Raw genomic sequence first — 24,124 nt, forward strand, 5'->3', positions numbered from 1 at the left:
ATGGCCGGAAATTCCCCTAAAACCAATGACACTCGTGCCTATCAAACCTCAGCAGCCACTTTGCGTGTTCGACTCCGAGTCCCTGAACTCGCACTCGACTTTTTCGCACTGCTACTTGTCGTTGTACTTGTTTTAGCGGTACTTGCCGTGCCAGTGCGTTTTGCAGAGCTAGAGGCTTTACGGTAAGGCGACTTGCGATAACCAGATTTATTCCCAGCCGTTTTACGATAACCTTGGCCTTTTAAACCATTCAGCGCTGTTGGCAGTTGTTCCCCCGCATTCTGGATAAGTGTCGATAATGTGCCGAGCAGTGGCTGCATAAAGGCTTGATAGGAGGTTTCTTTATGGCAAATGCCATTCAAGCTTGCCTCCCAAAGCGCCGTCATATCTGGCGTAGTCGCGCTCGCCGGCAGACTGTTGATTAACCCCTTACCCACATCTGTCGAGACGATGGATTTACCTAAGCGTTGTAAAAAACCACGTTTAAACAACAGTTCAATGATACCCGCACGGGTAGCTTCAGTGCCTAATCCATCGGTTTCTTTGAGAATTTTACGGATCTCAGGGTCGGTCACATAACGGCTGATCCCCGTCATGGCACTGAGTAAGGTGGCATCGGTAAAGGCTTTCGGTGGCTGGGTATTTTTCTCCAGCAATTCGCCTCGAGTACAATGCAAAGCCTGCCCCAATTTCAGAGGCGGTAACTGGCCGATAAACTCATCACTATCCTCATCGTCCTTGCCAGTACTTCCCTGCGTTGACTCGTTGCCACTCGTCTTACTGCCATTAGGCTCTTGGCGGGCAAAGAGTTGTTTCCAGCCTAGGGACTGATCCTGGCGTGCCTTAGTATTAAATAAGCCACCCTCGATAGTCACTTGCACTGTGGTTTCACTGTAACAATAGGCCGGATAAAACTGGGCTAAGTACTGGCGGACAATATGCAGGTAAAGTTGCTTTTCTCGCAGGCTTAAGCTCGATAGATTAGCGGTTTTCTCGGTGGGGACTATGGCATGGTGGGCATCCACTTTCTTATCATCCCACGCCTTAGATTTAAGCTGGGGATCGGGCACATCAGCACCTTGCAATAACTCGCCAGCACCCAGACTCACCGCCCTGAGCACCGCTGGTGCGAGCTTATGTTGCTCTAAGGGTAAATAACGGCTGTCGGAGCGCGGATAGGTAATAAGTTTATGGCGTTCGTATAAGCTCTGGCAGGTATCGAGCACGTCTTTAGCGCTCATGCCAAAACGTTTCGCCGCATCAATTTGTAATGCAGATAAACTGTAGGGTAAAGGCGGATGTTGTTTCTTATCCTTAGAGGCCAATTGCGTCACTAAGGCGGGTTTATTACTGATGCGACTCACCACATTTTGCGCTAACCCTCTGGCTAACACTCGTCCTTCTTCATCCATGTACGGCAGGCAGGCTTCGCTGGGTTGCCACTTGGCACTGAAGGTTTCCTGCTTTTCTGTTGCCAAATGGGCCAACACTTCATAGAAAGGTTTAGATTGAAAATTAGCAATCTCTTCATCACGGCGGACCACTAGCCCGAGTAAAGGAGTTTGCACTCGGCCGACGGACAACACGCCTTGATAGCCGACCTTTTTACCTTGAATGGTATAAGCGCGGGTCATATTCATGCCGTAGAGCCAATCGGCGCGGCTACGGGCTAAGGCCGAGGTAGACAAAGGAATAAACTCACGATTACTACGAAGTTGGGTTAATGCCCGTTTTACAGCCTGTGGGTTTAAGTCGCTGATCAATAAACGCTGGGTTTGATGTAATTTATCGCCAGTCACCCCAAGATAGGCTATCACTTCATCGACCAACAGCTGGCCTTCGCGGTCTGGATCGCCCGCATTAACGAGTGTATTGGCTTGTTTTACTAGCTTTTTTAACACTGAGAGTTGACTGCGGGTCGCCGCCTTTGGTTTTAGTTGCCATTTGTCCGGCACTATTGGTAAATGTTCAAATTTCCAAGACTTATATTCTGGGTTGTAGGCATCGGGCTGCGCCTGTTCGAGCAAATGACCGACACACCAAGACACACAATCGCCATTGGCAGCTTCGATAAATCCATCGCCTTTTTTATGGGGTTTAGGCAATACATCGGCAATGGCCCGCCCTAGGCTAGGTTTTTCTGCGATATAGAGGATCATACAAACACCAAACACTGGATATAATTACAGTGTAATTTAGCCCAAAGCTCCTTAGAGTGCAAATACCAATATGGCTTCCTTCATCTATGCTCACGGCGATGTACAGATCCAATGGCTAACAATGCTCAACAACTCGAACATAGCATGGCAAGCTATCGCTTAATCGGGTTAGTTGGACTCTGGATGCGGCTCTGGTTTATCGGACAAATAAGCTGGATTGTAGAAAATGATTCTGCTCAGAGCACAAATCAATTCCCAAACACAGAATTATCAAATATTTAACACTTTTGACTATGAAGCAACTCAAAAAATAGTTATGTTGAGTACCTTGAACGTTGGCAAAAGCGTTAATCGTCAATCAATGCCACTTCTTCCAATAAATTTTAAACCCGTAAATCTAAAAACTCTGCCAAAACAACAGAATAAAGGAGTTGGTGTATATGAATGAGATTGTCAATGCGATCAATAGTGTCGTTTGGAGCCCTGCGCTCGTGTTTCTTTGTCTAGGTGTTGGGCTCTATTTCTCCCTTCGCTCCCGATTTCTCCAGTTACGTCATCTCCCCGAAATGATCCGTCTGATGTTTGATGGCAAAAGCACCGATGCTGGGGTGTCCTCCTTTCAGGCATTAGCGATGACACTAGCGGGTCGAGTCGGTACAGGGAACATTGCAGGGGTTGCAACTGCGATCACTTTTGGTGGTCCCGGGGCCCTATTCTGGATGTGGATGGTGGCATTTCTCGGCGCCAGCTCGGCCTTCGTCGAATCCACCTTAGGCCAAGTCTACAAAGAAAAAATTAATGGCGAATACCGTGGCGGACCGGCTTTTTATATCGAAAAAGGCTTAGGCATGCAATGGTATGCTTGGGTCTTTGCCATTGCGACCATTTTTGCCTGCGGGATCCTATTACCCGGAGTGCAAGCCAACTCCATTGGCTCGAGCTTGAAAACCGCTTTCGATATCGATCCTAATGTCACCGCGGCAATATTGGCTATGCTGCTCGGGTTTATCATTTTTGGTGGTGTAAAGCGTATAGCCCACTTTGCTAGTACCGTCGTCCCCTTTATGGCGCTGGGTTATATCATTGTTGCCTGCGTGATCATTGCACTGAACATCGGCCAACTCCCCAACATTCTCTGGTTAATTATCAAAAGTGCTTTTGGCTTTGATGCGGGCTTTGGTGCCATTTTAGGGCTAGCCATTATGTGGGGGGTAAAGCGCGGTATTTATTCTAACGAAGCTGGCCAAGGTACAGCACCACACGCCTCCTCTGCAGCGGCGGTAAGCCACCCCGCAAAACAAGGGTTAGTACAGGCATTCTCAGTGTACATTGACACTCTATTTGTGTGCTCTGCCACAGGTTTTATGCTGCTTATCACTGGCCTTTACAATGTACAAGGGCCTGACGGTGTGGCGCTCTACACTGGTATTGCCGGCGTTGCTGCGGGTCCTGGCTATGTACAAACGGCAATGGAAAGTATGATGCCAGGGTTTGGTAATATGTTTGTAGCAGTTGCCCTGTTCTTCTTTGCCTTTACCACTATTGTGGCTTACTACTATATTGCCGAGACTAACATTGTCTATATCAATCGTAAGGTGAATCGTCCTTGGCTAACGGTTGTGCTCAAGGTCGCCTTAATGAGTTCAACCGTATACGGCACAGTAAAAACAGCGGATCTGGCTTGGGGATTAGGTGATATAGGTGTCGGCCTGATGGCTTGGCTCAACATTGTCGCCATTATCCTATTGCAAAAAACCGCTTTTACTTGCCTTAAGGATTATGAATCACAACAGAGCCAAGGGATTGAGCCCCTGTTTGATCCAGAAAAGCTCGGTATTAAGAATGCAGATTACTGGGTCGAACGTAAAAATGCGGCTGAAATTCTGCCAGTGCAAACACCCCAAACGACAGAGACCAATCGCCACATCTCATAGCGATTTAGGACGGGTCAAAAGCCAAATAAAAAGGCCAGTGATTTCTCACTGGCCTTTTTATTTATAGCCCGCGGACCATTATGGATGACAGACGTTGTGCAGTTCTAGGTTAGTGCCTATATCTTTGTTACGGTCTGCTTTGGCATCGTCGTTACGCAATTGCGTTAAATGATCCAAATACGCTTGATCTACGTCGTTAGTGATGTAATGACCATCGAACACTGAGGTTTCAAAACGTTTAATCTCAGGATTTTCCATTCTAACCGCTTCAATTAAGTCGGTTAAATTTTGGAAAATAATACCATCGGCACCAATTAACTTGGCGATTTCATCGGCATCACGGCCATGGGCGATCAACTCGTTTGACGTTGGCATATCGATACCATACACGTTCGGGAAACGAATTTCCGGCGCGGCAGAGGCAAAGTACACTTTCTTGGCACCGGCTTCACGGGCCATCTCGATGATCTGCTCAGACGTCGTACCACGCACGATTGAGTCATCCACCAGCAACACATTTTTGCCTTTAAATTCAGTGTTAATTGCATTCAACTTGCGACGTACTGACTTCTTACGTTCCTGTTGACCGGGCATGATAAAGGTACGGCCAATATAACGGTTTTTCACGAAACCTTGGCGATACGGTAAGTCCATACAACGGGCAATTTCTAGCGCGATATCGCAAGAAGTTTCAGGAATAGGGATCACCACGTCGATGTCGTGGTCGTACCATTCTTTCTTAATCTTCTCGCCAAGCTTAGCGCCCATGTTGACGCGACTGGCATAAACAGACACTTTATCGATCGTCGAATCTGGACGGGCAAAATAAACGAATTCGAAGATACAAGGTGCATAGCTAGGTTCTGCCGCGCATTGACGGGTATACAGCTGGCCATCAATTGACACATAAATGGCTTCACCTGGTGCCACATCACGCATCACTTCAAAACCGACGGCATCGAGTGCCACGCTTTCAGAAGCGACCATGTATTCAGTGCCCGTTGGCGTTTCGTGCTTACCTAACACCAGGGGGCGAATACCGAAGGGGTCACGGAACGCGACTAGGCCTTGGCCAATAATCATAGCAACAACCGCGTAGGCACCACGAGCTTGCTGGTGTACGTTAGCGACCGCATCGAACACTTCTTCCGACGACAAGGTCAAGCTAGTGGTTTTTTGCAGTTCGTCCGCCAGCAGGTTAAGCAAGACTTCAGAATCCGAAGTGGTGTTCACATGGCGACGTTTTTTGATCAGCCCTTCGGCTAATTCAACTGTGTTGGTTAAGTTGCCGTTATGGGCTAACGAAATCCCAAATGGCGAGTTAACATAGAAAGGCTGCGCTTCTGACGCGCTTGAACTGCCCGCAGTTGGATAACGTACATGGCCAATACCCGCATTGCCCTGTAGGCGCTGCATATGTTTGACTTCAAATACGTCTTTTACCAAACCGTTAGCTTTACGTAGTCTGAAAGCACCACGATCAACGGTCACAATACCTGCCGCATCCTGACCTCTGTGCTGGAGCACTGTCAGTGCATCATAAATGGTCTGATTAACCGATGATTGGCCAACTATTCCGACGATACCACACATGGGTAAGCTTCCTCATTGTAAGATGTTCTATGCCCTTTCATGTTGAAATATAAGTAAAAAATGAAATAACTTCCCAGATCTTACCCTGGTCAGATTTCACCTTATTTGAGTACTGTTCAGACCTTGTTGTCCACTCACCTTAACAAGGCGAGCGATGTCGAAGAAACCTAAACAAACACACTTCTATTTCATCACTTAGGATAAATGTATTTTCTTTTTATAGTTTGGGTACAAAGCTGGAGGTGTTTTCCAAATAGTTAAAAAACCATTGAATGACAACGCCAAATTCAGGCACTAATACAGAATCCTTCCACCACTGAGCATTGGGAGAACCCGTAAAAGCATCCATAAAAAATAACAAGGCACTGACAATGAGCGCCCCTCTAATAGCACCGAAGCACAGACCTAAGAGTCTATCAGTGCCTGATAATCCCGTTTTAACCACGAGTTGCCCTAGGATGTAATTGACCAAGGCGCCGAGTATCAAGGTAGTAATGAAAAGAATGGCAATGGAAACCCCATTGCGCAGCATCTCGTCGTTCATCTGTGTTAAGTGAACGGCAAGATCTTGATAAAATTGGCTGGCAACAAAGAAAGCCGCAAACCATACCACTAACGACATGGCTTCTTTGGCAAATCCGCGGATCAGACTGATGAGAGTCGATAATCCGATGACGAATATGATAGCGTAATCAATCCAAACCATTGAGATGGCTTTCCGACATAGGCTTTAAGACGGCGCGATTCTACCAGAGACTGAAACGATTCTCACCCCTAGAGAGGTAAATAAATTATTTTCAGTCCCGGGTTTTCATCGCCATTAAGATTCCAACGGGTTAAAGGGGACAATCCTTCCCTTAAGGCGCGTAAGGCTTTCAATATCTTCCTGCATCTTCTTCAGCTTGGCCTCTGAGACATCGGGACCGACAAAGACTTTCGTCAGCACACCATCCTTAGGATTGTCTGGAATTGTGTACGCTTTAAAACCATTTTTACGCAGCTGGGCGACCAAGGCTTTAACGTTGGCAGCATTACTAAAGGCACCTAATTGCAGCGTCAGCCCCGGCTTTAGCGATTCACGGCTAACGACTTTAATTTCATCTTTGCTCGGTTTTGCACTGTCAGTCTTAGGCTTTTCCGTTTTTGCTACTGTGGTCGGTTTCGGCTCAGGCTTCTTCACTGACTCAGTTTTGGTGGTAGCCTTCGCAGGCTCTTTCTTCGGCTCAGATTTGCTTTCAACCTTCGCCGTTTGTGGTTTGCTTGCTTCTTTTACTGGATCGGGTTTAACAGATTCGGCCTTCGGCGGGGTAGATTTCACCGCTTGTGCAAGGGCGGCTTCATCATTTGGCTGAGACTCGACTAATTCGACCTGCGCCCCGCTCAATTCCCCCACATCCTGTGCCGAGAGGACTTCAAACATATCATCGGCATTTTTCTGCTGTTCGATCAGATTAGGACGTAATGGAATTTCCGCAAACTGCTCTTCTTGACGATCTTTTTTACCATCCAAAATATCCGGCAGAAAAATCACCCCAAGGGCAACCAGCACCACAGTGCCGACTAAACGATTATGAAACTGGCTAGACAAAACTGACATCCTGCTTAAAGAGAGACTTAAATCCTGCCACAGTGTAAAAGGAGCCAAACACAATTACCACATCATCGGGTCGAATTTGCGCTTTTAATGCCATCCATGCCGCATCTATCTGCTCAAATTCAACCACATTGGCCTCTGGTGCTAAGGTTTGGTGCAACTGGCTGGCACTGGCACCACGCTCTGTGTGTAGACTCACTAAATACCAAGCGTTAACCAGAGGATCAATCACGGGCAACACACCCGCAATATCTTTATCTTTTAACATACCGCACAGGGCAAAAACCCGCTTGCCCGCAACAGTGGGCTTGAGCTGCTGCACTAAAAAACGGGCCGCGTGGGGATTATGGGCCACATCGAGTAAGATTAATGGCTGTTCATTCACTCGCTCTAATCGTCCCGTTAAGCGAGCCGTGCTAATGCCCTTGGCAATAATATCAGGCGCAATATCCGGCCAGCCCTGTTCGATGATCGCAAGCACTGTCGCCGCATTTGGTAATGGTAAGCTTGGTAAAACTAAATCGCGCAACTTAAGCACTTGGCCTTGAAAATCCCACAAATTACCATGGGCTTGGTAACTGAACTCGTTGCCGACTCGATACAATATTGCGCCAACGTCATTGGCAACATCATTGACTGTATTGGGCAAGTTGGGCTCACCGACAATGGCCGGTTTACCACGGCGGAAAATGCCCGCTTTTTCACGGCCCACTAGCTCACGGGTGTTACCAAGATAACTTTCATGGTCTAAATCCACAGAGGTCACCACACTGATATCGGCATCGATCATATTGGTGGCATCTAGCCGGCCACCTAATCCAACTTCAAGGATAATGACATCGAGTTTGGCGGCTTTAAACAACATTAATCCCGCCAGTGTGGCGTATTCAAAAAAGGTTAAGGAAATATCGTCCCTTACAGCTTCTATTTGTTCAAAGGCGGCAACCAAGGCACTATCACTGGCATCATTGCCATTAATACGCACCCGTTCATTATAGTTGAGCATATGTGGCGAGCTATATACGCCAACGGTCAAGCCCGATAAACGCAGGATATTTTCCAGCATAGCGCAGGTCGTGCCTTTACCATTAGTACCACCAACTGTCACGACAGTCGAAGGCCCTAAGTCTAACAGTCCAAGCCTTTGTGCTACCCTAGAGACACGCGTGAGCCCCATGTCAATTTCACTGGGATGAATGGACAGCAAATATTCCAACCACGGTTCTAATGCTGCATTTGCCGTCGGTACTGTTAGCATCTGTTATTTCCTTCCTTCGATAACGGGCGATAATCATCTTCAGACGTTGGACGAATAGTCCCAACGGCATTAATCCACCATAAATAATGGCCCAAGGGCCAACTTAGGCAACTGATATTGTTCTGGATAGGTGACGTCAACAAGATAAAGTCCATGGGGTTTCGCCGTGGCCGCCGCTTGATTTCTATCCTTCAACGCCAATAACTCACCCATCCAAGTTAAGGGCTGATTACCGAGTCCAATCTCGAGTAATGACCCGACAATATTGCGCACCATATGGTGTAAGAAAGCATTGGCGGCAATATCGACAATGATATACATGCCTTGGCGCGTGACATTGACGCTATGGACATTGCGAAACGGTGTTTTTGACTGGCACTGCACTGCGCGAAAACTGGTGAAGTCCTGCTCCCCTAAAAGTGCCTGTGCCGCTTGGTGCATCCTTTGGGCGTCAATATCACCGTGGTAATGGCTGACACCGTGGCGCAGAATGCCTGGACGGAAATTATGATTGTAGATCACGTAACGATAACGTCTGGCCGTCGCGGAAAAGCGCGCATGAAAACTGTCATCGACCTCCTTCACCCAGCGCACTGCAATATTATCCGGAAGATTTGCATTCACCCCTAGTGTCCATGCGCCTTCATTTCTAATTGCATTAGTTTCAAAATGCACCACCTGTCCGGTTGCATGCACTCCCGCATCGGTACGCCCCGCGCAAAATAAACTGATAGGTTCATTGGCGACCACAGATAACGCCCGTTCTAATTGCCCTTGTACTGAATCGACCTCAGCTTGACGTTGCCACCCAAAATAACCACTGCCGTCATATTCAATACCCAATGCAATCCGCATCACACACCCTCTTTGTTAATTAAGCGGCGCATTTTATCACAGCAGACCATAAAAAAAACGGCGCTTAGAGCGCCGTTGGGGTTAATTCGAATAAATAGGATTAACCTATCTCTTTAAGCAATTTGGCAGCTTCATCCTGCTGACGCGCATTACCATCGATTTGGACTTCTTTCAGCAGTGCTTTAGCACTGTCGCTGTCATCAATTTCGATATAAGCACGGGCCAGATCCAATTTTGCGTTGACCGAGTTTTCTTCATCATCGACATCGATCATCGCAGCATCACCAATCAAGGAGCCGACATCACTCATCTCCACATCGACGTCAGGGTATAAATCAACCTCTTGGCTATCCTGCTCTGCATCGTTGAGCAATTTATCGATATCGATAAAGCCATGTTCATTTTGGAAACTCGTCAGATCATGATCCGCTACAAATGGCTTTGACTTGCGAGACTCCTGGGCATCCAGAGCCGCTAATGCCTCATCCACTGTCAGAGTATGATCATCATCGAGGCTGAAGCTGTCTTCTGTCGCTAACACATCATCGTCATCAAGGTCAGCATTGGCACTAAAGGCCGCCAAGACACTGTCGTCACTCAAATCGACATCGGCGCTTAAATCGAGATCTGCACCTAAATCAAAGTCATCACTTAGGCTATCTTCTGCACTCGATAACTCCACTTTGGTCTCAGTCGCTTTTAGGTCCCGCTTTTCGGTACCTGCGAGTGAACCCGGCTTGGTTGCTACGGCATCGGTATTCGCTGGGGCCGATACGTCGACAGAGGGAGTCAACTCAACCTTAGGTGCAGGTGCAAAATCAAGCTCTGTGTCCCAATCGAGTACATGGGGATCTTTGCTCTTATTCGCTTTTAAATCATTGAAGAAAGAAGATTCTCTCTCCTTAGCCGCAGCAGCCACTTTTGCCGCAGCGGCGGACACTGCTAAATCGTCGACATCTTCATCGGCATCAAAACCACTAAATACAACCTCATCTAACGCAGCATTCTCTTTATTTATCGTTTGTGCCAGTGCAGTGGTATCTTCGCTGCCATCGATGGCAGTGGCCACGCCAATACCTTTAAGTAGTTCATCCTCATCCGCTGGTTTTGCAGTGTCCGATAATGCCGTTTCCATGTCGAAATTAAAATCATCGGCATCCGCTTCAACCTGCTCAGGCACATCAAACTCGGCTAAAAGCGCATCGAGATCATTCTCAGTGGTCGATAAATCTTCAGGCAGTGATGCTTCTCGCTCTGCCACAAGCAGGTGGTCAAGCTCCTCATCCGCTTCAGGTAGTAGAGGATCAAGCTCTGCTTCGGGTGCTACCACTATCGTCCCTACAACATCCTCTGCCACATCGGAGGGTTTCGCCGCCGAAGTATCAAAACCCGCAAGTAAAGCATCGATATCATCGGTTTCAGCAATGCCAATAGCATCGAGTTCAGGATCGAGCTCTGCGGCAATGGCATCCCCTAAATCGGGTTCTGGTGCGGCAGGCTTATCAAAATCGGCAAGCAAAGCATCGATATCATCGGTATCTTCAACACCTAAAGCCGTTAACTCGTCGTCAAGCTCGGCTGCAATTTCATCACCGAGATCGGGCTCTGTTTGTACCTCCGCGGGCTTATCAAAGTCGGCAAGTAAAGCGTCAATATCCAGATTATCTTGAACATTGAGCCCATCAAGCTCGGTATCGGCCTCAAGTTCGGCAGCAATCGCTGTGCTCAAATCATCATCGGAAGAAGGTTGAGTGACGTTGGTATCCGAGGGCATTTCAATATCAGCTAAATCATCGACATCAACCCACTCTTCGGCCAAGTTATCCGCCAAGGCATTGGTCTCGTCTTGGGACTGTTCAGCGCCATCATCCGAGCCAAGGTTTGCAAGCAAGGCATCAAGATCTTCTTCCTCAAGAATATTGTCCGATTTGTTTTTTTCTTCAGCAAAGGCCTCTTCCTGATCGCCCATAGCCTCAGCCCACAAATCGTCGAGGGATTGACCTTCTTCCTCTTCAAACTGAGGCTCCGGTGCAACGCCCCCTTGATCGATAAACATGTCCGCAGCCATATCCATTTGCTCATGGATATCGACCATGTCCTGCTCGGGTTGAAGACTCACACTCCCTGAATCTAATAGACTATCGATAGAATCCGCATGATCTGTATCTAAATGCACGGCCATATCATCGAGATCATCATCCATCGCCAGCACAGAGGTTCCCGTCGCCATACCCGCGCCCCCGGCCGCCATCGCCGCTTGCTGCGTTTCTAATTCGAGCCGTTCTTTATTGCGTTTGCGACGTAGTGCCCAAAATACTAAGAACAAGATCAATAAGGCTGGGATCACCGCTGCAGCGACTAAGAGTAAGGGACTCTCCATCAAAGTACGCCATAAATCATCTGGTTCTTTGGGCGTTTCAGGCTCAGCAGTAACGGGGGATTGTGCCGCCTCGACATCGGCTTTCAAGGCTTGATTCTGCTGTTTTGTGACCTGAAGCGTTTCTTCCAACATGGCAATTTGTTGATTTAATTCTTCAACTTTTGCTTTTAGTGCTTCGACATCCGTATTTCTAACCGATAGCTGATCTTGGGTTCGAGCCAATTCATCCGTTAACGATAAATTTTTGCTCTCAGCGGCCTCAAGGCGCGCATTAGCATCCGAACTCAACATCTTGGGTTCTGTTGTAGTGGCGGTTTGTGTTGATGCAGGCTCGGTTTTCACGGCTTGCATTTTCACTTCGGCCTTAGGTGTAACTTCGGCGACGGGAGCGACAACTACAGGCGTTGGCGCTTTAACCGTGGGCTTTACTGCTGGTTTTGTGGTGGCTTTTGCCGCGCTACGCGCCTGCTTATCATCGCGCTCGGCCCTCGCTATGGCGAGACTATTGGGGATCGCTAACATCACTTCTTTCGAAGGAATGAGTAAAATCATCCCACGCTCAAGACTATTGTAATTGTCAGAGTTAAAGGCATGGGGATTGGCATCAAACACGGCTGCCATGACTTGGTAGACACTCACACTCGGATCGGGGCGCACTTTTTGCGCTATGCTCCAAAAAGTATCTTTTGAGGTCGTTGGGCCATATTGATGGTTCAACTGACGGATCTGTCCATCTGGCCCCATGATTTTCAAGGGTTTAACTTTGGGTGTATCGGCGGCAACGGCGGGATCGATAAAATAAGTCGTGGAGGAAACGGCTAAAACGGTGGCCATCAGGCCCACAAGATACGAAGTGCGAAATTTCATCAATCCTTCCCTTTGAAGCGCTATAAAGTTATCTCGCTGATAACAGGCTTTAGGCAATTGTATTTATTGAGATTACTATAAACTAGAAATCTCCGCCCTGCTACTGTTCACAAGTGTAAAACAAAAAAAGCCTGCTGGCAGCAGGCTTTTTCAATGGGCAAGGAATGCACCTTAAGACTTAGTAGTAATCTCTCACTAAAATCTCGGCAATTTGCACACTGTTTAATGCTGCGCCTTTACGAATGTTGTCCGACACAACCCACAGATTAATTCCATGGGAATGGGAAATATCCTTACGCACTCGACCAACATAAACAGGATCGGTTCCTGCGGCGTGGGTCACTGCGGTTGGGTAGTCCTCATCGGATTCAAACAATACCACTCCTTCGGCTTGACGCAGTAAAGCTTTAATCTCTTCTGCATCGACGGGTTGACGCGTTTCAATATGCACGGCTTCCGAATGCCCATAGAACACAGGCACACGCACAGCCGTCGCATTGACGAGGATATCATCATCACCGAAAATCTTCTGGGTTTCCCACACCATTTTCATTTCTTCTTTGGTGTAACCGTTATCCATAAATTTATCAATTTGTGGCAACACGTTAAAAGCGATTTGCTTAGGGTAGACTTCGGCTTCGGCCGGTAAACCTTGCAGCAGTTTAGTGCACTGGTTCACTAGCTCTTCGATGGCTTTCTTACCCGTACCAGAGACGGACTGATAGGTCGCGACATTAATACGGCTAATGCCGTAGGCATCATAAATAGGCTTCAGTGCCACCAGCATCTGGATGGTTGAGCAATTAGGGTTAGCAATGATATTACGGTTGCGAAAATCCGCGATGGCATGGGGATTGACTTCGGGTACAACCAACGGAATATCAATGTCATACCTAAAATGTGAGGTGTTATCTATCACCACACAGCCTGCTTCAGCGGCAATCGGCGCCCACTTAGCAGACACATCGCCACCAGCGGAGAAGAAACCAATTTGGGCTTGGGTCCAATCGAAGGTCTCTACGTCCAGAATGGTGATTTGTTTGCCATGGAAGCTGACCGTTTCACCGGCGCTACGGCTACTGGCTAAAGGGTACAAATTGGCAACCGGGAAATTACGTTCTTCGAGGATCTCAATCATAGTTTGACCCACTGCACCCGATGCACCTAAAACGACAACATTAAATTCCTGTGACATAGCTACTGACCGACTCCTGAAAAACCTAAATTGGACAACCAATCTACCTCAAGTTGGCCGTCATAAGCCAGCGCCAATGCACTAAATTCGCGTCTATGACGGTGATTTTTTCTCATAGTGTCGAAACCATTGGCATTTAAAAAGGTATTACGGAACACTCTATCATCGTCACGCAAATCATAAACAAAGCGCGCAAGCTGCAATAACGCTTTTTCATTCGGCATGACAGCCAGTTCAACAGCCTTAATATTAAAAGCTGGCAATAGGTCAGTGAGGCTTTTCGTGGCCGGAATATGCAGTTGTTGGCAAAGTGCTTGGTAGAGCATAAAGGTGCCGCGCGCCTTGCCTTCTAAGCTATAGCCTGCAATATGTGGCGTGGCAAATTCGGCCAATGATACCAGTTCAGGTATCGGATGTGGCTCTCCCTCCCAGACATCGAGCACAAGTTTGAGATCATCACGCTGACGTTTAACGTTGATAAGTGCTTTGTTATCAATTACATCACCTCGACAACAATTGAGTAGCCAAGTATTCGGTTTGAGGGATGTTAACCGAGACTCGTCGAATAAGTGCAGCGTCTTATGTTCGCCCGAACGCGTGATTGGCACATGTAAGCTAATGATATCAGCCTGCGCCATAATAGTTTCTAAGCTCACAAAACTGCGCGGATCGCCCTCAGCCGCTTTGATGGGATCGTTAAGTAACACTTTAACACCATAGGCTTCGAGGCATTTTGCGGTGGCAGATCCCGTATTGCCCGCACCGACGATCCCAACGACTTTGCCCCTAAGTGGGGAATCAAAACGCTCAGCTAGCTCGAGCATAGCGATAAAGGCAAATTCCCCCACGGCAATGGCATTACAACCCGGCGCGTTGGAAAAGGGAATATGACGCCCAGTCAGATAGGCTAAATCCACATGGTCTGTGCCAATTGTGGCACTGCCGACAAACTTCAGTTGATGATTAGTACAGAGCAGCTCAGCATTTACTTGGGTGACCGAGCGCACTAATAGCACATCGGCATCACGCACTTGTTCTGCGGTTAATGTGCGACCATTAACAGGAATAATCTCCCCAAGATCGCCAAATAGCGGCTCAACATAGGGCATATTTTCATCGACTAGAATTTTCATAGGCACCTTAACGGGTAAGAAAGTGGCGAAAGAAGGCATCAAGATGTGCGCTATTCTAACAAGACCGAATGGATAAATCCTTGTCTATGCAACAGGTTCACAAAAAACACCCATAAAAAAGGGAAGCCTAAGCTCCCCTTCTATCGCGTTTGGTTGGCAAACTTATTTGTACTTACGCATCACTAAGGTAGCGTTAGTGCCGCCAAACCCGAAGCTGTTGCTCATCACAGTGTTCAGCTCTGCATCGCGGTATTCACGCACGATTGGCATATCCTTAGCAGCTTCATCGACATTATCGATATTGATACTTGGGGCAATAAAGCTGTTTTCCATCATGATTAAGCTGTAAATCGCTTCATGTACACCAGCGGCGCCTAATGCATGACCCGTCATAGACTTAGTCGACGCAATCGGTGGACACTTGTCTTTAAAGACTTCACGTAGCGCTTCTAATTCACGCACGTCGCCCACTGGCGTTGAAGTACCGTGAGTGTTGATGTAATCGATGGGGGTATCCACATCGGCCATCGCCATTTGCATACAGCGCACAGCGCCTTCACCCGATGGTGCTACCATGTCATAACCGTCTGAAGACGCGCCATAACCAATCACTTCAGCGTAAATTTTTGCGCCGCGGGCCAGAGCATGCTCTAACTCTTCAACCACTAAAATACCGCCGCCGCCAGAGATCACAAAACCATCACGGTCCGCATCATAGGTACGAGAGGCCTTTTCTGGTGTGGCATTGTATTTAGTTGACAGTGCGCCCATAGCATCGAAGCCCATGGTCAGCGTCCAATCCACTTCTTCAGCACCACCGGCAAACACCATATCTTGCTTACCCATTTGGATAAGTTCAACGGCGTGACCGATACAGTGGGCGCTAGTTGCACAGGCTGAACTGATAGAGTAGTTCATGCCTTTAATTTTAAATGGTGTGGCTAAACAAGCACTGGCCGTGCTCGACATGATGCGAGGCACAATATACGGACCAACACGTTTAACGCCTTTTTCACGCAGCGTGTCGGCAGATTGTACTTGGTTAGACGATGATGCACCGCCAGTGCCGACAATCAAACCAACACGCGGATCTGAATACTGCTCTTCAGTCAATTGAGCGTCGCTAATAGCTTCCTGCATTGCAATGTAAGCATAGGCAGCAGCATCACCCATAAAACGCAGAGCCTTACGATCGATATGCTCAGCTGGGTTTAACTTGATATTGCCCCATACGTGGCTGCGAAGTTGCATTTCTTCAAATTGAGCGGAATGCGTAATACCACTGCGGCCCGCTTTAAGTGACTCGGTCACTTCTTGCTTGTTATTACCGATACTTGAAACAACACCCATTCCGGTGATCACGACTCTTTTCATTTTATTGCTATCCATTGTGTACATGTCAGTACCTACTTTTGCTGCGCCAATAGTATCTGTTTTGGCTCAATTAAGTGGTCAGCTTTCCATAAAGGCGAGTAAAATAATGCCCATTATGAGACCGAGAGTATATTTCTTTGACCGTGCAGCCCGATAAATTTAGCCAAATTAAGCGCGATTACCAGCAATTAATCAACCTTTATCCCGCAGCAGCTCCCGCCAATGAGCACTATCTAAGCAAGTTGAACCATCAACTGCAGGATTGGTGTATCACCCAATCCCAACAAACATTGCTCGTGTTAGGACAAATTGGCCTTGGCAATGGACTAGAACTGCTTTCTTTTATCCATGGGTGGCAAGAAAAACATCACAGCCGCCTGCTTATCAAAGTGTTTGAACCTCATCCCATCAATGCGTACGAACTTAAATCACTTTGGGATCAATCGCAAAGCTTAATTACACGGCCGCATTTAATCCCTATTGCCGAAGCGATCATCCATGCCCTGCCCGCACGCATTGTAGGCTGCCAGAGATTAATCTTTGATGACGCTCAAATAACCTTAGATCTGCATTTTGGTGATATGGCAGACCAACTCAGTAACCTGCCACACTGCTTATCACATCCTATTGAGCACTGGCTGGTCTTGCCCCATCTACAACAACAGTTAGTCAAGACTCACCTTTGGCAAATGGCGCGCTTAAGCGCCGACGATGCCAGTATTTTAGGTATTGAGTTAAATGAGCAAACTCAAAATGCCATCACAGCCTGCGGTTTTGGGCTACAAAATTTAACGCAAACGCCATCGGCTTGTGTGGCGGAGCCATTTATCCCGCCAACCTCTAGGGATGAAGTTCTACTGCACGAACGTCACGTTCTGCGCCATAAGATGGATAAGGCCTATGCTTTTAATCCCTTACCTAAGTCTATTGCAAATCCAGTATCTCCCATCGCCATTATTGGTGGTGGACTCGCATCGGCTCACTTAGCCCTCTCATTAGCCGAGCGAGGACAAACCAGCGAACTGTTTTGCAAAGACAGCGAGCTAGGGCAAGGCGCCTCGGGCAACCGTCAAGGGGCGATTTATCCGCTACTCACCCCTGAAAATGATGAGTTAAGCCGCTTCTTCCAACAGGCTTTTTTATTTAGTCGCCGTCGTGTGCAATCGCTAACAAACTCTCCCTGCGAAAATCAGACGCCTATTTCCCATGATTTTTGCGGTGTGCTACAGACAGGACATGATGAGCGCAGCCAACAAAGGCTCGATAAAATAATCCACAGCCAACCATGGCCGAGGGAAATTGCCCATAGTGTAGATACCAATGAAGCCAATCGAATCGCCAATATTGGCATTGATAAATCGGGTTTTTTCTACCCCCTCGGCGGCTGGGTTTGTCCCTTCGAATATGCCAAAGCCGCACTACAAAAAGCACAACAGCTTACCGAGGGAAAACTCCATTTGGATACGGAGATCCTTGAAATTGAGCATCAACGTGAGGGGTGGTATTTAATCGCCACCGAACATCGATTTGGCCCATTTAGTCAGCTAGTGCTCGCCAATGGCGCAGATCTCACCCAATTCGATGCCAGCCATAGATTGCAGATCAGCCCCTTTCGCGGTCAAGTGAGCCATGTACCAGCCCAGTTCCAACTGAGTCAATTGGCAACTGTACTATGCGCAAATGGTTATCTAACGCCCCGTCATATGGATAGTCATTGCCTTGGCGCCAGTTACGTTAAATCCCCCCAGCATCTTGAGTTTTGTCCACAGGAGCAGCAGGAAAATCTCGCTAAAATGCACCAAAGCTACCCCAACCAGCCCTGGCTTGAGGATATTGATATCAGTGACAACAGTGCCCGGATTGGCGTGCGGATGGTGACGCGGGATCATTTCCCCATGCTGGGTTGTGCACCAGATGTGTCTAAAATTCTTAAGGATTATGAACAACATCAACTCACAAAGGAAAGCAGCCGTTATTGGCAAACCACTCCAGCACCTGTACTGCCTGGGCTCTTTATACTCGGCGGATTAGGATCTCGAGGCTTAAGCTCAGGGCCGCTTGCCGCCGAATGCCTTGCCGCTCAACTGTGTGGGGAACCCTTGCCATTGGATTGGCAAACCCTGTGCAAACTCAATCCTAATCGCATGTGGTTACGTAAGTTACTCAAAGGGAAGGCGCTTTAACTCGAGTACGATTATTGTTATCGCGGCTTTGACGTATTAACGCATCACCACTCTCGCGGGGTAGCAGATCTGGTGCCCCGCGGTGGGATTTCGCCAGCCTATCGTATAACAGCACATTGACAGAGGCGGCCAGATTCATACAGCCCACAGTGGGTACATACACTACGGCATCGGCTTTATCGATAATCTCTTGGCCAATAGTGCCATCCTCGGGACCAAACACATAAAAGGCTTTAGGGGGATGGACAAAATCTGGCAGCGGCGTTGCGCCAACCACTAAATCCACACAGATAAGCTGGGTATCGGCTGGGATAGCTGCTAACAATGAGGCTACGCCCGTGAGTGGGATACGTTCACCGGCATTCTTGGTATCGGCATTATATTGCAAGGGACCCGAACGGGCCGCTAATTCATAACGTCTGCCGGTGTAAAACACCCCATCGACACCATAGCAACCCGATGCGCGCATAATACCGCCCACATTGATGGGGGTTTTTGGATTCACTAAACCAATATAAACCGCGTTGCTACTGCGCGCCGTATCGTCCATTGCCTGCGATGCAAATACTGAAGTTGGCATTGGACTTAAGCAGTCGCCAACGGGCTGACAATGTTGGCATGCAACTGTGACCATGCCTGTTCAACCAAGGCGTAATCGGCGTCGTTTAACTCTTGGCGCGCGAGGGCTAAGCAATCGGCCATTTTTAGCATCAGCGCATCGAGTGAGGTTTCACCCAGCGCTTCGAGTTGTGATAACACTACCGCCACATGGCCCTGCAAATAGCCACAGGCAAATAAAGCGTCGTCATCACCATGGCTGACAACCGTTGCAATCCACTGCTCTAATGCGTCTTCGTAATGCTCTAACATGGGGTCAAACTCTCCACTAAATACTCAATAGGACCGCTCATACTCAATCGGGCCGTTAACACTCAAAATCATTGGCACTCAATAAACCACGGGTACTTTTTGCGTGTCTATAAATCAGGGTTCGCTACCTGATACATCACATAATCATGGTAACCTGTGGTCACTTTGTAATAGCCACACAGCTCGCTATCCAATTTAGGGTCGCCACTATCCACAATTAATGGGCGTCCTTCAAGTGCTTTTAGCTTAGTTTTAGTGGCAAGGATAATAATATTGTCTTTTCCTATGCGCCGAATAAGCTCAGGCGACAGTTGTTGATTGCCACGCCCAAGGATATGCCCCTGACCGCCAATCAAGGTAATCACCAATTTGGTCGGCTTATCTTGAGTGAGCTCGAGTAACAGTTTTGCGCTTAAGTCAGAGGCGACAAGACTTTTATTTTGAATAAGATCAACACCGAGCAGCGTATTATCCAGCCCCAACTCCTCCATCACAAAAGCCACTGTACTGCCGGAGCCCATGATGTACAGCTCATCTTCCATTTGATGGATCACATCGGCGGCGATATCGGCCAGCACGAGTTCATCGACTTCCTTGCCGCCCATCTTCACCGCTTGCACATAACGCGGCTCGGCGGGCACTAAAAGTTCACCGAAACGTTTAGCGCGCACTGTGCCTTGACGAAAGGCTATTTCATCGATATCCATCACATCGGCAGACATCAAACTGACAAGTTCGCCATCGAGTAACATTTTAACCACCATGCCAGAGGCATGGGGCGTAATACCATAAACACCGGAATGAATTTTCACCCCAGCAGGCACCCCGAGTACGGGCAATTTGTCGTCGATAGTGGCTTGTTCAAACACCGAATAAACATCGCGGGCAGTACCATCACCGCCGGCAAAGAGTAATAGATCCAACCGCTCATCCAGCAGCGCCCGCACAACAGCCTGAGTATCCAGCGCCTGTGTTCTATCGGGGGTTTGATACACCACGCGCGTCGTAAAACCGAGCGTTTTAGCGACATCCTCGCCCATCACACCCGAGGCGGTGATCACTTCAATCTCATCGGCATAATCTTTAATGACCTCAAGGGCCTGCCTCATGCGCAAAGGGGCTTTGGGTTCAGCGCCTAATGCGAGTGCTTGCTCTGCAACACCGTCACTGCCCTTAAGACCGACACTACCGCCTAAGCCAGCCAATGGATTAATCACTAACCCTAAACGAAACCGAACCACCTTTACCTCTCTAAGCTCAATCGGATTGTTGTTATATATTGTGTTCTACACTGTTGTTTTACGCAGTTATGTTACGCTGCTGCATTATAGACATGGCTAGGCCGTTTGAAGATTGGCATCTGGTTTATCCCTAGGAATAAACAATACCGCCAACATTGCCGTAAAAGCACACACGGCGGCGAATACCCAAGACCAAACAGCCCCGCTACCATCGCCCCAAATATAGCCGCAAATCCAAGTACCAAGCGCGCCGCCGACACCAAAACTTAAGCTGGCATACAGGGCTTGGCCTTGGCTCCTATGGCTCGCATCGAAATGTCTATGGACAAATTGAATCGATGCCGCGTGGGTCAGACCAAAGGTAAAGGCATGTAATACCTGACTTAAGCCCAATAACAACAAACTCTCGACCCCAAAGGCCACCAATAACCAACGCACCGCCGTTATGGCAATACTGACAATAAGTAAAGTATTAACGCCATATCGTCCAAGCAAACGCGGCGCAAACATAAACATCACGATTTCGGCCATAGCCCCTAGGGCGACAAATATGCCAGCCGAAGCCTCCGAATAACCCGCCTGTTTAAGATACAACACGAAAAAACCGTAGAAAGGCCCGGCGCTCATTTGTAGCAACATGGCGGAAATCATGAACCACACAATGGGTTTAGTCCATTTCAGCGGCTGTCGCTCTTGTCCTGCGGGGCGCACCACCCGATTGGCGGGCAGTGGCAAAGCGCTAAACAGCATTCCGATAAATAATGCCAAGCCGATAAAAGGTAAAACTTCGGTACCCCATTGGCCAATCGCAAAGCCAGCACCGACAACAAGGCAGATATAACCTATGCTGCCAAAGCTGCGAATTTGGCCATAACGACTGGCATTTTCGCCTAAGGTTTCTAAGGTTATCACCTCAAGCTGGGCGAGGATCGCGTTCCAGAAGAACGTATATAAGGCCAGACTCAGGGCCATATACACAAAACCGCCATGGTAAAAGAAGCTTAAATAGGCCAGTGCCGCGGCGAATGCCCCCATCTTAACCAGTTCGGCACGCATGCCGGTGCGATCAGCCACCTTGGCCCACACATTCGGTGCAACGATGCGCGTCGCCATCAGAATGGCGAGTAAAAAACCAATCTCCTGGGGATTAAAACCGCGATTCTCGAAGAAGACCCCAAGATAGGGGATCATAGTGCCGAGAATCGAAAAGAAGAAAAAATAGCAGGCACAAAGCCAGCGCAATTGCCGGCCTGTGCTAGAAGGAGTTGACATTAACGCATTCCACTTATCGCATTCATTATCGCATACCGCCTATCTCATACCGAGAATGGGGGTTTGGCTACAAACACCTTGATTTTGCGCTCTGTGCCTTAATAGGTGATCCATCAACACAATAGCAAGCATAGCTTCGGCGATCGGTACCGCACGGATCCCCACACAGGGATCGTGGCGCCCCTTAGTGACGACTTCGGCCATTTCACCCTGCGCCGTCATACTTTGGCCCGGCACGCTGATGCTTGATGTGGGCTTTAACGCTATATGGGCAATAATCGGTTGACCCGAGGAAATCCCGCCGAGCACACCACCCGCGTGATTGGATTCAAACCCTAGGGGTGACATTAAGTCACGGCCTTCGGAGCCCTTTTGTGTCACCACACCAAAACCATCACCAATTTCAACGCCTTTGACGGCATTAATGCCCATCAAAGCGTGGGCGATATCGGCATCGAGTCTGTCAAATACCGGTTCACCTAAGCCGACTGGCACACCAGTGGCCACTACCGAAATCTTAGCGCCAATCGAATCACCGGATTTTTTCAGTTCGCGCATATATTCATCGAGGGCCTCGAGCTTGCTGGCATCGGGGAAAAAGAAAGCGTTGTGTTCTATCTGGCTAAGATCGATTGTTTCGGCGCAAATGGGGCCCAGTTGGGACATATACCCATAAATTTCAATGCCATGGACTTGCTTTAAATACTTTTTAGCCACAGCACCCGCAGCAACCCGCATCGCAGTTTCACGGGCTGACGAGCGGCCACCACCACGGTAATCGCGCATACCATACTTTTGTTGGTAGGTGTAATCGGCGTGCCCAGGGCGGAATAAATCTTTGATATTGGAGTAATCTTGGCTACGTTGATCGGTATTTTCGATCAAAAGCCCAATGGAGGTGCCTGTGGTTTTACCTTCGAAAACGCCGGATAAAATCCGTACTTCGTCTGGTTCGCGGCGGGCCGTGGTATAGCGGGATGTCCCAGGGCGACGGCGGTCTAAATCATGCTGCATATCGGCTTCGGTCAATTCAAGCCCTGGCGGGCAACCATCAATAATACAACCCAGTGCAACACCGTGACTCTCACCAAACGTCGTCACTACAAAATTTTGACCAATACTGTTTCCAGACATCCGCTTTATACACCTTAGGTTATTAGTTCATCGCTCCGTGTCCAGCGAGTACTGGACAATTTATTTTCCCGCTGCAAGCCTAACTGGCAGCGGGAAAAGACTCAACCTAATTTGTTATCTTAGGCTATTGCGCATCGCGATAAATAGCGAAGAGCGACTGATGTTCGAGCAGTTGGTCACGGGTCAATACAAACACCCCATCACCACCATGTTCGAAGTTAACCCAAGTAAATGGCACTTCGGAGAATTGCTCGACCAAATGCACCATAGAGTTCCCCACCTCAACCACTAGAATGCCTGTCGGTGTTAAGTACTGCGCAGCATTGGCGAGAATACGTTTAGTCAAATCTAAGCCATCAGGCCCAGAGGCTAAGCCAATGGCGGGTTCATGGTGATATTCATCCGGCATGTCGCCAATGTCTTCGGCATCCACATAGGGCGGGTTTGAGACAATCAAATCGTACTGTGGGCCTTCAGGGATGGCCGAGAATAGATCCGATTGCATAGGGAATACTCGATCCATTACCCCTAAGGTTTCAATGTTGATTTGCGCCACATCTAAGGCATCTTCGCTGATATCCAGCGCATCGACTTCGGCGTCTTCAAATTCATAGGCGCAGGCAATAGCGATACAACCGCTGCCCGTGCATAAGTCTAAAATACGCGTCACGGGTTTGTTATATAACCAAGGGCTAAAACGAGTGGCGATCATTTCAGCAATGGGCGAACGTGGCACTAACACGCGTTCATCGACGTAAAACTCAAGCCCTGCAAAACGGGCTTTGTTGGTCAGGTAAGGCACGGGTAAGCGCTCCCTGACACGGCGAATGATCAACTCAACGATTTTATGTTTTTCGCTACTGGTTAAATTGCTTAGGATCACCTGCTGGCCGATTTCTTCGGGTAAGTGTAAGGCATGGAAAACTAAGGCAATGGCTTCATCCCATGCATTGTCAGTCCCATGACCATAGTACAGATTAGCGTCGTTAAAACGGCTTACAGCCCAACGTAACATATCGCCAATAGTGCGTAATTCTGTCACAGCTTCATCTACAAAGATCTTATCCAAAACGTGCTCCCGC

18 protein-coding genes are annotated in these 24,124 nt (G+C 48.2%); 2 read left to right on the forward strand and 16 right to left on the reverse strand.

Annotated elements, in window-relative coordinates; translation table 11 throughout:
* Window positions 1-41 precede the first annotated feature (41 nt).
* Window positions 42-2,159, reverse strand: a complete 2,118-nt coding sequence (locus SOHN41_RS12140; protein ID WP_007649355.1) for a DNA topoisomerase III — start codon at window positions 2,157-2,159, stop codon at window positions 42-44.
* Window positions 2,160-2,599: 440 nt separating this feature from the next.
* Between SOHN41_RS12140 and SOHN41_RS12150 the strand changes: the two genes are divergently transcribed.
* Window positions 2,600-4,093, forward strand: coding sequence for an alanine/glycine:cation symporter family protein (locus tag SOHN41_RS12150; RefSeq protein ID WP_007649358.1), 1,494 nt, complete (start codon window positions 2,600-2,602; stop codon window positions 4,091-4,093).
* A gap of 78 nt (window positions 4,094-4,171) precedes the next feature.
* On the opposite strand, the gene purF is transcribed toward SOHN41_RS12150, so the two are convergent.
* The 9 genes from purF to fabB form a co-directional block, all read right to left on the reverse strand.
* Window positions 4,172-5,686, reverse strand: a complete 1,515-nt coding sequence (gene purF / locus SOHN41_RS12155) for an amidophosphoribosyltransferase (protein WP_007649360.1) — start codon at window positions 5,684-5,686, stop codon at window positions 4,172-4,174.
* 217 nt (window positions 5,687-5,903) lie between these two features.
* Entirely contained in the window at window positions 5,904-6,392 is a 489-nt protein-coding gene (locus SOHN41_RS12160) for a CvpA family protein (RefSeq protein WP_007649362.1), read from the reverse strand.
* A 114-nt stretch (window positions 6,393-6,506) separates the two neighbouring features.
* Entirely contained in the window at window positions 6,507-7,274 is a 768-nt protein-coding gene (gene dedD / locus SOHN41_RS12165; RefSeq protein ID WP_007649364.1) for a cell division protein DedD, read from the reverse strand.
* Complete coding sequence (folC, locus tag SOHN41_RS12170; protein WP_007649366.1) at window positions 7,267-8,538, reverse strand: bifunctional tetrahydrofolate synthase/dihydrofolate synthase; 1,272 nt, start codon at window positions 8,536-8,538, stop codon at window positions 7,267-7,269. The genes dedD and folC overlap by 8 nt, the downstream gene beginning before the upstream one ends.
* A 69-nt stretch (window positions 8,539-8,607) precedes the next feature.
* Window positions 8,608-9,393 (reverse strand): tRNA pseudouridine(38-40) synthase TruA, encoded by a 786-nt coding sequence (gene truA / locus SOHN41_RS12175; protein WP_007649368.1) that lies wholly within the window; start codon window positions 9,391-9,393, stop codon window positions 8,608-8,610.
* Between the two features lie 100 nt (window positions 9,394-9,493).
* Window positions 9,494-12,640: a FimV/HubP family polar landmark protein gene (locus SOHN41_RS12180; RefSeq protein WP_037458988.1), complete on the reverse strand. Its 3,147-nt coding sequence runs from the start codon at window positions 12,638-12,640 to the stop codon at window positions 9,494-9,496.
* A 178-nt stretch (window positions 12,641-12,818) separates the two neighbouring features.
* A complete protein-coding gene (locus SOHN41_RS12185; RefSeq protein WP_007649373.1) occupies window positions 12,819-13,835 on the reverse strand; it encodes an aspartate-semialdehyde dehydrogenase in 1,017 nt (338 codons plus the stop codon).
* Window positions 13,836-13,837: 2 nt separating this feature from the next.
* Window positions 13,838-14,968 carry a 4-phosphoerythronate dehydrogenase gene (locus SOHN41_RS12190; protein ID WP_007649375.1) on the reverse strand — a complete coding sequence of 377 codons (1,131 nt, stop codon included), beginning with the start codon at window positions 14,966-14,968 and terminating at the stop codon, window positions 13,838-13,840.
* A 162-nt stretch (window positions 14,969-15,130) separates the two neighbouring features.
* Entirely contained in the window at window positions 15,131-16,342 is a 1,212-nt protein-coding gene (fabB, locus tag SOHN41_RS12195; protein ID WP_037458991.1) for a beta-ketoacyl-ACP synthase I, read from the reverse strand.
* 137 nt (window positions 16,343-16,479) lie between these two features.
* Between fabB and mnmC the strand changes: the two genes are divergently transcribed.
* Window positions 16,480-18,525, forward strand: a complete 2,046-nt coding sequence (gene mnmC, locus SOHN41_RS12200; RefSeq protein ID WP_037458993.1) for an FAD-dependent 5-carboxymethylaminomethyl-2-thiouridine(34) oxidoreductase MnmC — start codon at window positions 16,480-16,482, stop codon at window positions 18,523-18,525.
* Here the strand turns inward: mnmC and SOHN41_RS12205 are convergent.
* From SOHN41_RS12205 to prmB, 6 genes are all read right to left on the reverse strand, one after another.
* A complete protein-coding gene (locus SOHN41_RS12205) occupies window positions 18,506-19,105 on the reverse strand; it encodes an RNA methyltransferase (protein WP_037458994.1) in 600 nt (199 codons plus the stop codon). The genes mnmC and SOHN41_RS12205 overlap by 20 nt on opposite strands.
* Window positions 19,106-19,110: 5 nt before the next feature.
* Window positions 19,111-19,395: a YfcL family protein gene (locus SOHN41_RS12210; RefSeq protein ID WP_007649383.1), complete on the reverse strand. Its 285-nt coding sequence runs from the start codon at window positions 19,393-19,395 to the stop codon at window positions 19,111-19,113.
* Window positions 19,396-19,502: 107 nt separating this feature from the next.
* Complete coding sequence (locus SOHN41_RS12215) at window positions 19,503-20,636, reverse strand: ATP-NAD kinase family protein (protein ID WP_007649385.1); 1,134 nt, start codon at window positions 20,634-20,636, stop codon at window positions 19,503-19,505.
* A 96-nt stretch (window positions 20,637-20,732) separates the two neighbouring features.
* A complete protein-coding gene (locus SOHN41_RS12220) occupies window positions 20,733-21,908 on the reverse strand; it encodes an MFS transporter (RefSeq protein WP_007649387.1) in 1,176 nt (391 codons plus the stop codon).
* A gap of 39 nt (window positions 21,909-21,947) precedes the next feature.
* Window positions 21,948-23,042: a chorismate synthase gene (gene aroC, locus SOHN41_RS12225; RefSeq protein WP_007649389.1), complete on the reverse strand. Its 1,095-nt coding sequence runs from the start codon at window positions 23,040-23,042 to the stop codon at window positions 21,948-21,950.
* 124 nt (window positions 23,043-23,166) lie between these two features.
* Complete coding sequence (prmB, locus tag SOHN41_RS12230; protein WP_007649390.1) at window positions 23,167-24,111, reverse strand: 50S ribosomal protein L3 N(5)-glutamine methyltransferase; 945 nt, start codon at window positions 24,109-24,111, stop codon at window positions 23,167-23,169.
* Between the last annotated feature and the right edge of the window lie 13 nt (window positions 24,112-24,124).

Origin of the sequence: Shewanella sp. HN-41 (genome assembly GCF_000217915.1) — a bacterium.
Taxonomy (GTDB): Bacteria; Pseudomonadota; Gammaproteobacteria; order Enterobacterales; family Shewanellaceae; genus Shewanella.

Bases quoted from the DNA above. Each gene is read 5' to 3' on its own strand.
- purF (WP_007649360.1), bottom strand. From the start codon at position 5,686: ATGTGTGGTATCGTCGGAATAGTTGGCCAATCATCGGTTAATCAGACC.
- SOHN41_RS12160 (WP_007649362.1), bottom strand. From the start codon at position 6,392: ATGGTTTGGATTGATTACGCTATCATATTCGTCATCGGATTATCGACT.
- SOHN41_RS12150 (WP_007649358.1), top strand. From the start codon at position 2,600: ATGAATGAGATTGTCAATGCGATCAATAGTGTCGTTTGGAGCCCTGCG.
- SOHN41_RS12185 (WP_007649373.1), bottom strand. From the start codon at position 13,835: ATGTCACAGGAATTTAATGTTGTCGTTTTAGGTGCATCGGGTGCAGTG.
- aroC (WP_007649389.1), bottom strand. From the start codon at position 23,042: ATGTCTGGAAACAGTATTGGTCAAAATTTTGTAGTGACGACGTTTGGT.
- fabB (WP_037458991.1), bottom strand. From the start codon at position 16,342: ATGAAAAGAGTCGTGATCACCGGAATGGGTGTTGTTTCAAGTATCGGT.
- SOHN41_RS12205 (WP_037458994.1), bottom strand. From the start codon at position 19,105: ATGCCAACTTCAGTATTTGCATCGCAGGCAATGGACGATACGGCGCGC.
- SOHN41_RS12140 (WP_007649355.1), bottom strand. From the start codon at position 2,159: ATGATCCTCTATATCGCAGAAAAACCTAGCCTAGGGCGGGCCATTGCC.
- SOHN41_RS12220 (WP_007649387.1), bottom strand. From the start codon at position 21,908: ATGTCAACTCCTTCTAGCACAGGCCGGCAATTGCGCTGGCTTTGTGCC.
- SOHN41_RS12210 (WP_007649383.1), bottom strand. From the start codon at position 19,395: ATGTTAGAGCATTACGAAGACGCATTAGAGCAGTGGATTGCAACGGTT.
- folC (WP_007649366.1), bottom strand. From the start codon at position 8,538: ATGCTAACAGTACCGACGGCAAATGCAGCATTAGAACCGTGGTTGGAA.
- SOHN41_RS12190 (WP_007649375.1), bottom strand. From the start codon at position 14,968: ATGAAAATTCTAGTCGATGAAAATATGCCCTATGTTGAGCCGCTATTT.
- truA (WP_007649368.1), bottom strand. From the start codon at position 9,393: ATGCGGATTGCATTGGGTATTGAATATGACGGCAGTGGTTATTTTGGG.
- SOHN41_RS12180 (WP_037458988.1), bottom strand. From the start codon at position 12,640: ATGAAATTTCGCACTTCGTATCTTGTGGGCCTGATGGCCACCGTTTTA.